Source organism: Legionella dresdenensis (genome assembly GCF_042649825.1).
In the GTDB taxonomy this organism is placed as follows: Bacteria; Pseudomonadota; Gammaproteobacteria; order Legionellales; family Legionellaceae; genus Legionella_C; species Legionella_C dresdenensis.
The window spans coordinates 14,504-27,750 of record NZ_JBHSAB010000029.1 but is presented as its reverse complement, the minus strand read 5'-3'; the positions used below and the strand labels follow the sequence as shown (position 1 = coordinate 27,750).

Sequence of the window (13,247 nt, the reverse complement as noted above, 5' to 3'; positions counted from 1 at the left end):
TGGTATTTTATCATAATGTTGTATTTTTTGTCAATCGATTTATCGTTTCTTTAAAGGCCCAACACGCTATTTCACAGGATGAAAAACCTTGATTACGCTGCGCTGCATCAAGGCTACTCTGGCAGGCGGCATCTTTGTTGGGTCAAACGACCCAACCTACGTTTTTTATTCTGTCTCAGACGGCTTGGGCGGGCAGTGGTATTCTGTTGCCAGTTCGCCGTTGGCATCGATAACCTGGAGAGTAATGGGGAATTTCCAGAGCCGGTACAAGTGTTTTAATACTTCTGGCGTTGAATCGCCAAGCGGGATACGGTTATTTTGAGTGTAGCGCAGGGTAAGGCCGCGATTGCCTTCGGTGTCAACCGAGAATACCTGGATGTCCGGCTCAAGGTAACCCAGATTGTATTGTCTCGACAGGGCTTCGCGAATGGTTTGATAGCCTTGTTCATCATGAATTGCGCCAATTACCAAATCAGGTTGGTGATCATCATCGAGTACATGAAACAGTTTCAGATCCCGAATCAATGATGGCGACAGGTATTGAGCAATAAAGCTTTCATCTTTAAAATTACGCATGGCCTGATCCAGAGAAGTCAGCCAGTCGGTATTCGCCAGATAAGGGAACCACTGCTTGTCTTCTTCAGTCGGATTCTGGCAGATGCGTTTGATATCCTGCATCATGTTATAGCCCAGCGTGTAAGGGTTTATTCCGCTGTAGTAGGGGCTGTTAAACGATGGCTGCATAATGACGTTGGTGTGGCTTTGCAGAAACTCGAGCATAAATTCATCGGTAACTTTACCTTCGTCATATAGTGCATTCAATAAGGTATAATGCCAAAAACAGGCCCAGCCCTCATTCATCACTTTGGTCTGGCCCTGAGGGTAAAAATACTGCGCTATTTTACGCACGATACGAACAAGTTCCCGTTGCCATGACTCCAGCAACGGCGCATTTTTTTCAATAAAATATAAAATATTTTCCTGCGGTTCCTCTGGGTAACGTTTTTTCTTGCCGTTACTGTCTACCTGTTTGTTTTGGGGAATGGTCCGCCATAATTCGTTGACTTGTGATTGTAAATAAATTTCGCGGTTTTGTTGCCTGATTTTTTCTTCCTGGATGGATAAACCGGATGGGTGTTTATAGCGATCAACGCCATAATTCATCAGGGAATGACACGCATCAAGCACGGCTTCTACTTCATCAATGCCGTATTTTTCTTCGCATTTGCTGATGTAGTTTCGGGCAAAAACCAGGTAATCGATGATGGCATCAGCCGAAGTCCACATTTTAAACAGATAATTGTTTTTGAAAAAAGAGTTATGGCCATAACAGGCATGGGCAATTACCAGCGCCTGCATGGTCATGGTATTTTCTTCCATCAGATAGGAAATACAGGGATCGGAATTAATGACCATTTCATACGCCAGCCCCATCTGGCCGCGCTTATAGCTTTTTTCAACGTTGACAAAATGCTTGCCAAAAGACCAGTGGTGGTAGCCAATCGGCATACCGACGGACGCATAGGCATCCATCATTTGTTCAGCGGTAATAATTTCAATCTGGTTAGGGTAAGTGTCAAGGCGAAAATCTTTTGCCAACCTGGCGAATTCGGCATCATAAGCCTGAATTAACTCAGGAGTCCATTCTGCTCCGGTGGAAATAGGTTTTCTCTTCTTCATGCCGTAGTCTTCCTCTTAAACAACTCGCGAAATACGGGATAAATATCAGCAACCGTATCAATATTTTCCATTGCAAAATTAGAATAGATTTCTGCAACCTGTTGGTACACTTCCCACAGACTCTGATGGTGTCTGGGCATAATCTCAATATAGGCAAAATATTGTAATTGCGGCATAATTTTGTCCATCAGCAGTTCCTGACAATAAGGGGAATCAGCATTCCAGTTATCGCCGTCTGATGCCTGAGCCACATAAATATTCCAGGCTGATGCCGGGTACCGGGCTTCAATAATGGTATTCAACAATTCCAGGGCGCTCGAAACAACAGTACCCCCGGTTTCCCGTGAGTAAAAGAACTCTTCTTCATTGACTTCTTTCGCTGAGGTGTGATGACGAATAAAAACCAGTTCAATTTTTTCGTAGTTTTTAGTCAAAAACAGGTATAGAAGAATAAAAAAGCGCTTGGCAATGTCCTTTTTAGCCTCATCCATGGAACCGGAAACGTCCATAACGCAGAACATCACCGCCTGGGTTGAAGGGGCCGGGATCCTGATTCTGTTGTTGTAACGCAAATCGATGGTATCAATAAATGGTACAGCCTTGATTTTGCGTTGCAGAAATTCAATTTGTTTTTTCAGCTTGTTAATTTCTGAGCGCTTGGGATTTTCGCTGCTTTCAAGTTGTGCCAACTCGTCTTCGGCTTCCCGTAATTGCCGTTTATAGGGCGAGGCCAGCGCTACTCTGCGCCCGGTTGCCTGCCGCATGGAGCGGAGAACATTGATATTGGTTGGAATACCGCTTGTTGAAATTCCGGCGCGTACCGTTTTAAGCGTGTTTAAGCGGCTTAATTCTTTTTTAATCAGATCCGGCAATTCCAGATCTTCGAAATACAACTCAAGAAATTCTTCACGCGATAAAGAAAAGACAAATTCATCTTCCCCTTCACCCGTATTGCTCGCTTCGCCGCTGCCGCTGCCTGAGCCGCCATTACTGTCCGGCCGCTTTACTTTATCGCCAGTGATAAATTGATCATTTCCAGGCAATATCCGATCAACGCGGCCGCCCTGGCCGCGGTGAAAACGTGGTTCAGAAATATCCTTTGCAGGAATGCTGATTTTCTCGCCCTGATCAATTTCAGTAATGCTGCGTTTGCCAACAGCGTCAGAAACCGCTTGCTTTATCTGGTTTTTATAACGCCGCAGAAAACGCTGGCGGTTTACCGTGTTTTTTTTGCCGGCGTTTTGTCTGCGATCAATCAATTGCGACATAAATCATCCTTATTGAGATTTGCGAACCCGCAAATACCATTCACAAAGCAATCTCACCTGTTTCCTGGTATAGCCTTTATCAACCATACGGGCGATGAATTCCTCATGTTTCTTCTTATCATCTTCCGAGGCTTTGGCATTGAATGAAATCACCGGTAACAAGTCTTCGGTATTGGTAAACATTTTCTTTTCAATCACGGTTTTCAGTTTTTCATAACTGTTCCATATTGGATTTTTACCGTGATTATTCGCACGGGCGCGCAAGACAAAATTAACCACTTCATTACGGAAGTCTTTCGGATTGGAAATGCCCGCTGGTTTCTCGATTTTTTCCAGTTCCAGGTTTAATGAAGCGCGATCGAATATTTCACCGGTATCGGGATCGCGGTAATCCTGATCCTGAATCCAGAAATCGGCATAGGTAATATAGCGATCAAATATGTTCTGGCCATATTCCGCGTAAGACTCCAGATAAGCAGTTTGAATTTCCTTACCGATAAATTCGACATACTTGGGCGTCAGGTGCTCTTTAATAAAAGTCAGGTATTTTTCATGCATTTCCTGCGGCAGTTGTTCCTGTTCAATCTGGCGTTCCAGTACATACAGTAAATGAACCGGATTGGCGGCGACTTCCGAATGATCAAAGTTAAATACCTTGGATAATATCTTGAATGCGAAACGAGTCGAAATACCGCTCATCCCTTCATCAACACCAGCAAAATCACGATATTCCTGATAGGATTTTGCTTTCGGATCAGTATCTTTCAGGCTTTCACCATTATAGACCCGCATTTTTGAATAAATGCTTGAGTTTTGTGGTTCTTTCAGCCGGGTTAGTACCGAGAACTGCGCAAGCATATTGATGGTGCCGGGTGCGCAGGGTGCGTTTTTCAGCGAACTGTTATCAATCAATTTCTGATAAATTTTTAATTCCTCTGAAACCCGCAGACAATAAGGAACTTTGACAATATTAATCCGGTCAATAAACGCTTCGTTATTTTTATTATTGCGGAAAGATTGCCATTCCGATTCGTTCGAGTGGGCAAGAATAAGTCCTTCAAACGGAATTGCCGACAAACCTTCAGTAGCATTGTAATTGCCTTCCTGAGTAGCTGTTAACAGCGGATGCAGGACTTTGATCGGGGCCTTGAACATTTCAACAAACTCAAGCATACCGCGGTTTGCACGGCATAAGCCGCCAGAGTAGCTGTATGCATCCGGATCATCCTGAGAGAATTCTTCCAGTTTACGGATATCAACTTTACCAACCAGAGAAGAAATATCCTGATTATTGTCATCGCCCGGCTCGGTTTTGGCAACGGCAATCTGTTTCAGGCGTGATGGTTTGACTTTCACTACCCGGAATTTGCTGATATCGCCGTTAAATTCCTGCAGGCGTTTAACTGCCCAAGGCGACATGACATAGCGCAGGTAGCGTTTTGGGATATTGAACCGCTCCTGGAGCAAATCGCCGTCTTCATCGGGATTAAACAAGGATAAAGGCGAATCAAATACCGGCGAACCCTTAATGGCATAAAAAGGCGTTTTTTCCATTAAATCTTTGAGTTTCTCGGCCAATGAGGATTTACCGCCGCCTACCGGGCCAAGCAGATAAAGAACCTGTTTGGTTTCTTCCAGGCCTTGGGCTGCATGTTTTAAAAAACCGACAATTTGCTCTATCGGTTCTTCCATGCCATAAAAATCTTTAAACACCGGGTATTGGTGAATGACTTTGTTTGAGAAGATCCGCGATAATACCGGGTCATGGCGAGTATCGATGGCTTCCGGCTCGCCAATGGCCATCAGCAACCGTTCAGCCGGATTTGCGTACGCAGAAGGGTCCTGTCGGCAAAGATCAAGGTACTCATCAAGCGACATTTCCTCTTCTTTGTTATCGACAAATCGTTTGGTGTAACTGCTTAAAAATTCTTGCGTACTCATCTCTATCCCCTTTTACTAATCCCTGCCGGGCAGACGCTTTTTCTTATTATTAAACACACTTTTGCATTTCGCTCGTAAAAGCGAGACACTTAGGCTACTTTTAAATTTAGTATAGAACCAAATGACCACGAATTAGAACTAATAATTTAAAAAAAAATTCCTTAGAATCAATCTTCTAATCGTAACTGATTGGTTCAAAACCGATTTTAACCGGAGTAGGCAGTATGACAGACAAGACAATTTACTTAAAAGACTATCAACCGCTTGCGTTTGAGATAGCGCAGGTCGAGCTGGATTTCGAGTTGTATGATGATCATGCCCTGGTCAAAAACAGGATGAAAATTAATCGGATACGCCCTGGAGCGTTACAGTTAAACGGCGATGAACTCGAACTGGTCAGTATCGAGCTTGATGATACTCCGCTTTCGGCATCCGAGTATCGGTTAGTTGACGCTGATTTATGGCTGGATAATTGCCCGGAGCATTTTACCCTTACCATCACGACCCGGATTAAACCGCAGGATAATACCAAATTATCGGGTTTATATCGGTCCAATCAATTATTTTGCACCCAGTGCGAAGCGGAGGGATTTCGCAGGATTACCTTTTATCCGGACCGGCCGGATGTTCTGTCGATATTTACTACCCGCATTTCAGCGGATAAAGCCAAATATCCAATTTTGCTGTCAAACGGTAACCTGATTGATTCAGGCGATGCCGGAAATGGCAGGCACTGGGTTATCTGGCAGGATCCATTTAAAAAACCATCCTACCTGTTTGCATTGGTGGCAGGTAATCTGGCCTGTGTCAAAGATCAATTCGTTACCAACTCCGGCAAAGAAGTTGATTTGCGCATTTATGTAGAGCCTGGCAATGAAGATAAATGCGGCCATGCCATGGAGTCGTTGAAAAATTCCATGCGGTGGGATGAGCAGGTATATGGCCGTGAATATGATTTGTCGATTTTTATGATTGTAGCGGTAAGCGATTTCAACATGGGCGCAATGGAAAACAAGGGACTGAATATCTTTAACTCCAAATACATCCTTGGCCGTCCGGATACCGCTACCGATCAGGATTTTGCCGATATTGAAGGGGTAGTCGGCCATGAATATTTCCACAATTGGACTGGCAATCGGGTTACCTGCCGCGACTGGTTCCAGTTGAGCCTGAAAGAAGGGCTTACGGTATTCCGGGATCAGGAATTTTCCCGTGATATGAATTCACGCGACGTTAACCGGATTGCCGATGTGAAAGCGCTAAAGGCAACCCAGTTTCCTGAAGATGCTGGCAGCATGGCTCATCCCGTGCGCCCGGAGTCTTATCAGGAAATCAATAATTTCTATACCGCGACAATATATAATAAAGGTGCGGAAGTAATCAGGATGCAGCACACCCTGTTAGGGGCTGCGGGATTCAGAAAGGGAATGGATCTTTATTTTGAGCGTCATGACGGGCAGGCCGTGACTATCGATGATTTTGTCGCTGCCATGGAAGATGCCAATCAGGTCGATTTCAGCCAGTTAAAGCGTTGGTACAGTCAGGCTGGAACGCCAGAAGTAGAAGTCAGTAGCGATTACGCTAATAATTGTCTGACGTTGACTATGAAGCAAAGTTGCCCGCCAACACCGGAATGTAAGCAGAAACAGCCATTCCTGATTCCAATCCGGATTGCGCTTTTTGATCCCAATGGCACGCAAATTGCGCTGCAAAACGAAGTGCTGGAGTTGAAAGAACCAGAACAGCGGTTTGTATTTAATAATTTGCCCTGCAAGCCTATCATTTCACTGCTCAGGGATTTTTCTGCCCCGATTAAACTGGTGCGTGATGTTGAGCAGGAAGAGCTAATCGCGCTAATGCGTTATGAAACCAATGGCTATGCCAAATGGGATGCAGCCCAGCGTCTGACGCTTGCCAGTTTAACGGGGTTACTTGCTATTCCACGTAGTGACTGGTCAATTTCATCCGCGTTAATTGAGGCTTATCGCCATATATTAATGGATAAAACGCTTGATCAATCCTTAAAAGCAGATTTGCTGACACCGCCCGGCTTTGAAGAGATCGCGAATAATCTGTCCGAAATCGATGTTGATTTGGTCGAGGCGGCGCGTGATTTTTACCGCCAGGAACTAGGGAAGGCATTATTTGAACAGGCTCAAGCTCTCTATCAGCAATTATGGCAGGCAGAAGATCATCAGATGAATGGAACAGCATACGGGCGGCGGAAATTACGCAATACCTGTTTGTGGTTAATGATGAAGGCCAATGAGCAGCAAGCGCTGCCAATTTGTGAACAGCAATATCAGCAGGCTAGAACCATGACCGATCAGATTGCGGGTTTATCGCTGCTTAACAATATAAAAGATCAGGCTAAACGCCAGCAGGCTTTAGACAGTTTCTATCAACAATGGGCTCAGGATGATTTGGTATTGGATAAATGGTTTGCTATCCAGGCGACCACCGAATTGCCAACGGCCTTAAATCAGGTTCGGGAATTAATGCAGCATCCAGCGTTTTCATTAAAGAACCCTAACAAAGTCCGTTCGCTCATCGGCGCGTTCTGTCAGGCCAATGCACGTAATTTTCATGCACTGGATGGCAGCGGTTATCAATTTTTGACCGAACTATTGATTACCATGGATAAGATTAATCCCCAAATTGCCGCCAGACTGGCAACGCCCTTCACCCGCTGGCAACGTTATGACCACAATCGGCAGCAGCTAATGAAAAATGAGTTGCAACGCCTGGCAAGTCAGAAATTGTCAAGGGATTTAAACGAAATTGTTTCCAAAAGCCTGAATTAAACCATGTAGATTGGGCTGCAAAGCCCAACCCTCTGCTTGCTCCGGCATCTGCAAAAAAATATGGTCTATGATTAATAATAGACCTAGCAAGGAGAGCCGCTATGCAAGCCATAAAAAAATATCAGATCGACAAACTTGAAGAACAGCCAACCTCAAGGAAAGATGCTCTGGATACTATCCGGCATATGTTGACCTTAATTGGCGAAAATCCCCAGCGAGAGGGGTTAGCAGATACGCCAAGGCGGGTAGTCGATAGCTGGTCGGAATTATTTGAAGGCTATTCAATTGATCCAGCCAAAGTGTTAAGCACATCGTTTACTAATGAAGGTAATTATAATCAGTTTGTCCTGCTTAGGGATATTGAAATGTTTTCCATGTGTGAACACCATATGTTGCCATTTTTTGGCCGTGTGCACATTGGTTACATTCCAGATACTAAAGTGGTTGGGTTATCCAAACTCGCCAGACTGGTTGATTGTTTTTCGCGCCGCCTTCAGATTCAGGAGCACTTAACAGTACAAATTGCTGATGCTATCCAGACGCATTTAAATCCTAAAGGAGTGGGTGTTATGATTGAATGCCAGCATCTGTGTATGGTTGCGCGCGGAGTTAATAAGCAGAATCCCTATATGGTCACAGCGCACTTTAAAGGGCTGCTCGAAACCGATGAGGCTAAGAGAAAAGAATTTACTGAACAGTTAATGTCGCGACATTATAGAACTTAGGAATTGGGTATAAGGAAAACCCGGGTTCCGGTCCTGCGGATCTGCACCCAGGCTACATTTGCTGCCGGCTGTTATTGAGCGCCATTAAGGAGCCAGGGATGGGGCGATTTGTAATAATAATCAGCATTTTTCTGCTCATTGTACTGCAACAGCTTCCTGTTGATATTTATTTGCCTTCTTTCCCCGAAATGGCAGATCATTTTGATGTTACCCCCCGAATAATTCAATCAAGCCTGACGGTTTATCTGTTGGGCTTTGGCGCGTCGCCGATTTTCCTGGGAATTTTATCTGACCGTTTCGGCAGGCGGAAAATTCTAATGGCTTGCCTTGTGGGCTACGTCATTGCCGGAGTTGCCTGCGCTATAACCAATTCCATGCTTTGGTTATTAGTATTCCGGGCCATACAAGGTTTCGCCAGCGGCGGTTTGCAGATTACTACTTCTGCAATGGCGCGTGATATTACTACTGGTAAATCGTTGCTGCTGCTATCGTCCTATATGTCGCTGGTCTGGTCTGTTATTCCCATACTTGCTCCGGCAATTGGCGGTTATATCGAAAATTATTTAGGCTGGCGCGGCAATTTCTATTTTATTCTGGTCTGGGCGGTGCCGGTGTTTTATTTTGTTGCCAGGTATCTGCCCGAAACCAACCGCCGCTGCGAACGTTTATCTGTTTATGAGGCTTTTACCCGTTTCAATTATTTATTCCATAACGGCCGTTTTATTTTTTATGTAATCGCAACCGGTCTAAGCTTCTCCTTAACAATCGCTTTTTGCACCGCAGCGCCGTTCTTATTTCAGAAACAGTTGGGTTTCAGTGAAATTCGTTTTGGCTGGTTAATGTTTATTGTCTCGGGCAGTTATCTGCTGGGTGTTGCCGGTAATAGCTACTTATTAAATCACTTTTCCGTTAACCGTATTATCTCGGGCGGCTTGCTGCTTACATTTTTATCAGCACTGGCGATGGTTTATCTGGCGGTAATGAAGGTTTTTACTGGCCTGGCAGTGATTATACCGGTTTTTTTAATTGTCTTTGGTCAGGGGTTTGTCTTTCCCAATGCAATTGGTCTGGCTATGGATAGTGTAAAACAGTATTTTGGCCTCTCTTCTTCAGTATTAACCAGTTGTCAGATGATTATTGTCGGAATTGTCAGCCAATGTATTGCCAATTTTGCCAACACCACACAATTGCCGCTGGCTTTGACTATGTTAGTAATAAGCGTATTGCTGGGCATGCTATATCTCCTGTTACACCGTGTGAGCAGGTAGGTTGGGTCGTTTGACCCAAACTACAATTCAGTTCCCAGTAACTTAACAATTAATTCCGCTTTATTTTTCGCATTAAATTTGTTTTTTAACGAATCAATTCGGTCCTCAATAGTCCGATAAGATAAACACATCTCTTTGGCAATTTCCTTGGCAGTTTTACCCTGCAAGATCAATTCAGCGCATTGAATTTCACTAGCGGTCAAAAGCTGGTGAGCAGGGGAGAGCAAAGTTTGCAAAATGATCTCTCGATTGGGCTGGTTATTAAATAAGGCTGCTGAGCGATTATTTAATTCAACCTTTGAAGTGGTCTGATCCGCATTAAGAATAGTATCATAGGCGCGTGACAAGGCTTTTGATTGCCCGACTTTTGCATTAAAAAATGTAATGAACCGATCCAGCAGATCAAGGTTATTAATATAGGTTTGATGAATAGCCGGATCAGTCAGGTGAGTGCCAAAATGATAAAAATTAGTGTGTTCATTCTGCTTTTTTATCAGGGTAAAGACGTGCTTGAAATCAAAAGCAGCCGAGTCAGCCAACATTTGAGCGGTTTTGCCTGAGCAATCGATCGCATCCCAGATCAGATAGTCGCCCAAATCTGTTGATTCCGGCTTCAGATTAACGCATGGATCGGCCGTGTAGTATTTTTTGTTAAATAATTCGCCAGAAATACCGGGTTATTACATTGTACGGTCAATTGGTTAGTGTTGGAAACGCGAAGATGAGAAAATGTAGTAATATCCAGTAAATGGAGCGGCTCACATAATTGTTTGATATTATCGGCTTCAATAAAAGAAGGATGGTTGTGAAATAAGTTGTTCATAATAACCTCCAGATTATACCTGTTTCATGTATTTTTTAAGTTCCATGGCGGGCGATATTTCAAAACCAAATTTACGATAAAATTCCGCGGCTGTTGAATTGCCCTGCCATACAAATAAGCCGATTGAAACATAGTTTTTATGTTTGATTTTATCGATTAGATGGTTCATCAGGTTGGTGCCGAGATATCGTTTTTGATAGTCAGGATGCACGCAGATATCATAAAACATACACATTTGCCCATCTTCGACAAGCCGGCCAAAACAGATTAACTGGCCCATTTTTTTGATATAGGCTATATGGGAAGATGATGCGAGAGTTGTTTGCCATTGTTCTTCCGTTCTATAAAACTCTTTTCCCCATCCTACGCTAGCTGCTAAATGATTAATTTCGGAAAGATCAATCGCAGTTTTACAGTCTAAAATAGTAAAATCATTGATATTATACATAATATCCTCATAAAAAAATTTATCATTTTGTGCATTATAAGAATATTTTTGTATTTTTTTTACCGTATTAATACGGGATTTCTTATTCACAAACTGGCTAAGTGTTATTTTACTCTGAATAGATTAACATTCCCTGTGTTGTTTAAAAAAATGTGGTATTTTACAAGCTCGGTACATGGAATAACAATTCAGGAGGAATTATGCCCGGTTTTTTTCAACGAGCGCGGGAATTTTGCAAGACTATCCCTTATACCTCGACACAAAGTAATCTAAATGTCCAAAAATTACAGGCCGGGCTGACGCTGATTAATAACCTGTTAACAAATATTGAAAATCAGACTGGCACTAATATCACGATCCGATCGGCGCAATTGCTGGCTTTGATTCATGTGTTATTTCGTACCGATACCAGTTATAGTGAAAAATTGTTTCATAGTTTTCAGTTCGGACTACTGCTTTCATTACTGACCTTTGAAATTATTACGGCGGTTAAAGATGAAAAATGCGAAAACAGTGGTGAAACTCTTAAACTCTGGTTTTGTCTGAGTCAGAATCTGGTGAATCAGGTGTATACAGGCACTAACTTATTCGTATGGGCTCTCGGGGAGCTTGGTCAGCGCAGCCAGTCGGGAACATCTGAATATATAGCTGCCTCGCAGGCGGATACTGCGCCGCCAGTTGAACCACAACCCAATCATTCTGTTGTGGTTTAAAGTAAAGCTTATTGAATAATATTCAATCTTATTGTTTGCCTTGCAAAATGGCTGTGTTCTATCAATACTTATTTATAAGCATAAGTGAAACCCGGGTTACGGTCCTAGGGACCTGCACCCGGGCTACCTGGAGTAAGTTGCACATTCCCAGCGTTTAATCAAAACGAGAGCCGAGATTAAAATGGTTAAATTTGTTGAAGTTGAACATAAATTTTGTTTCAGCGACGAACAAAGCCTTAAAAGTCAGGAGGCTGCTATTATGCAGCTGCATCCGCTGCAAGACTATGAAGTTGATGTGGCTGAACGCTATTTTATAATCGATGGCCTCAGAAATTTTGTCGTTCGCCATAAAGTGGATGACGACAAACAATCCTTAACCCTTAAAGCGTTTGAGTTAGGTAAGGATGCCGAAACGCGGATGGAAATTGATATCCCGCTCGCACAGGAGAAAGGCGATCAGTTGCCGGCTGTGGAAAAATTTCTGGCTGTCTTTGGCGATTATGAAGAATACAGACTGACCAAACACCTGAAAGTATTTAATTTTGCTGAGGCTGAGGTCGTTTTATATCAGGCAGCCTGTGAGGATCGTGAAGTTTATGTAATGGAAATAGAAAGTTGCAAAGCCCGAAAAAAACAGGCGCTGCAGCATATTAAACAGTTTGAACAACAATTAGGGCTTGATGCCAGTAAACGTGAAACCCGTTGCCTGTTTGAATTGCTCTTTTTTCCTGAAGCAGTATCAGATCGGCAACGAAAATAAAATGGAATATTCCCTGTAGCAAGGAAAGTACAATGCAAGCAGATAATAAAATCGCATTAATAACTGGCGGCGCAAAGCGGGTTGGCCGAAGTATTGTCGAGAAACTGGCGCAAAACGGCTATGATGTTGTGATTAACCACCATGCGTCTGACGAGCAAGCTGATGAAGTAAAACAAATGGTCGAACAAACAGGCCGCCGTTGTCTGGTTATCAAGGCGGATATTCAATCCCAACAAGCCGTTCAAGCCATGTTCCGCGAAATTGATGCCAGATTTGGCAAACTCGATTTACTGGTTAACAGCGCTTCTCTTTATCCAAGCAATCCATTTCCTTGTGAAGATTTTCAATTATTTCACGATGTGTTGGGTGTCGCCGTATACGGCAGCCTGTATTGTGCTAATGAGGCAGCAAAAAGGATGTTAGAGCATGGCGGTGGCGCAATTGTTAACATCATTGATTTATTTGCTTTTTATCCGCAAAAAAACATGATGTTTCATGGCATATCAAAAGCCGCGCTGGCCTCCATGACCCAATACCTGGCCGTTGAGCTTGGTCCGACAATCCGGGTGAATGCCATCGCGCCCGGTCCGGTGCTTCCGCCTGAGCGATATTCTGCAGAACAACAGCTAAAATCGGCTAACCGTACCCTGTTAAAACGCTGGGGAACACCGGGAGATGTTGCAAAAGCTGTTTTATATCTGGCCGAGGCAGATTATATTACCGGTGATATTATGTTTGTTGATGGCGGCAGCCATATTAATCTTGCAGAATACTAGATTTTAATGTTCTTTTCATCCCTGTCGGGTTGCTTTATAAT

12 protein-coding genes are annotated in these 13,247 nt (G+C 43.5%); 6 read left to right on the top strand and 6 right to left on the bottom strand.

The window, feature by feature from the left end; genetic code table 11:
- Window positions 1–165: 165 nt before the first annotated feature.
- The 3 genes from ACFORL_RS11745 to ACFORL_RS11735 are packed head-to-tail and all read right to left on the bottom strand — an operon-like array spanning window position 166 to window position 4,889.
- Entirely contained in the window at window positions 166–1,680 is a 1,515-nt protein-coding gene (locus ACFORL_RS11745) for a SpoVR family protein (protein ID WP_382344255.1), read from the bottom strand.
- On the bottom strand, window positions 1,677–2,948 hold the full coding sequence (locus ACFORL_RS11740) for a YeaH/YhbH family protein (RefSeq protein WP_382344253.1): 1,272 nt from the start codon (window positions 2,946–2,948) through the stop codon (window positions 1,677–1,679). Before ACFORL_RS11740 ends, ACFORL_RS11745 begins: the two co-directional genes overlap by 4 nt.
- Window positions 2,949–2,957: 9 nt before the next feature.
- Window positions 2,958–4,889, bottom strand: coding sequence for a PrkA family serine protein kinase (locus ACFORL_RS11735; RefSeq protein ID WP_382344251.1), 1,932 nt, complete (start codon window positions 4,887–4,889; stop codon window positions 2,958–2,960).
- Window positions 4,890–5,113: 224 nt separating this feature from the next.
- Here ACFORL_RS11735 and pepN point away from each other — a divergent pair, with 224 nt between their 5' ends.
- The 3 genes from pepN (at window position 5,114) to ACFORL_RS11720 (ending at window position 9,686) form a co-directional block, all read left to right on the top strand.
- On the top strand, window positions 5,114–7,693 hold the full coding sequence (pepN, locus tag ACFORL_RS11730) for an aminopeptidase N (RefSeq protein ID WP_382344249.1): 2,580 nt from the start codon (window positions 5,114–5,116) through the stop codon (window positions 7,691–7,693).
- A 101-nt stretch (window positions 7,694–7,794) separates the two neighbouring features.
- Window positions 7,795–8,418, top strand: coding sequence for a GTP cyclohydrolase I FolE (gene folE, locus ACFORL_RS11725; protein ID WP_382344247.1), 624 nt, complete (start codon window positions 7,795–7,797; stop codon window positions 8,416–8,418).
- Window positions 8,419–8,516: 98 nt separating this feature from the next.
- Complete coding sequence (locus tag ACFORL_RS11720; RefSeq protein WP_382344245.1) at window positions 8,517–9,686, top strand: multidrug effflux MFS transporter; 1,170 nt, start codon at window positions 8,517–8,519, stop codon at window positions 9,684–9,686.
- A 20-nt stretch (window positions 9,687–9,706) separates the two neighbouring features.
- Here ACFORL_RS11720 and ACFORL_RS11715 read toward each other — a convergent pair whose 3' ends face one another.
- Genes ACFORL_RS11715 through ACFORL_RS11705 form a run of 3 tightly spaced genes read right to left on the bottom strand, consistent with a single transcriptional unit; the run spans window position 9,707 to window position 10,957 of the window.
- A complete protein-coding gene (locus ACFORL_RS11715; RefSeq protein WP_382344243.1) occupies window positions 9,707–10,282 on the bottom strand; it encodes a helix-turn-helix transcriptional regulator in 576 nt (191 codons plus the stop codon).
- 17 nt (window positions 10,283–10,299) lie between these two features.
- Complete coding sequence (locus tag ACFORL_RS11710) at window positions 10,300–10,509, bottom strand: hypothetical protein (RefSeq protein ID WP_382344241.1); 210 nt, start codon at window positions 10,507–10,509, stop codon at window positions 10,300–10,302.
- Between the two features lie 13 nt (window positions 10,510–10,522).
- A complete protein-coding gene (locus tag ACFORL_RS11705) occupies window positions 10,523–10,957 on the bottom strand; it encodes a GNAT family N-acetyltransferase (RefSeq protein ID WP_382344239.1) in 435 nt (144 codons plus the stop codon).
- Window positions 10,958–11,157: 200 nt separating this feature from the next.
- Here ACFORL_RS11705 and ACFORL_RS11700 point away from each other — a divergent pair, with 200 nt between their 5' ends.
- The 3 genes from ACFORL_RS11700 (at window position 11,158) to ACFORL_RS11690 (ending at window position 13,206) form a co-directional block, all read left to right on the top strand.
- On the top strand, window positions 11,158–11,670 hold the full coding sequence (locus ACFORL_RS11700) for a hypothetical protein (RefSeq protein ID WP_382344237.1): 513 nt from the start codon (window positions 11,158–11,160) through the stop codon (window positions 11,668–11,670).
- Between the two features lie 181 nt (window positions 11,671–11,851).
- The gene (locus ACFORL_RS11695) at window positions 11,852–12,430 is read left to right on the top strand and encodes a hypothetical protein (protein ID WP_382344235.1); all 579 of its coding nucleotides are present in this window, start codon (window positions 11,852–11,854) and stop codon (window positions 12,428–12,430) included.
- A gap of 32 nt (window positions 12,431–12,462) precedes the next feature.
- The gene (locus tag ACFORL_RS11690; protein ID WP_382344232.1) at window positions 12,463–13,206 is read left to right on the top strand and encodes an SDR family NAD(P)-dependent oxidoreductase; all 744 of its coding nucleotides are present in this window, start codon (window positions 12,463–12,465) and stop codon (window positions 13,204–13,206) included.
- Window positions 13,207–13,247: the final 41 nt, after the last annotated feature.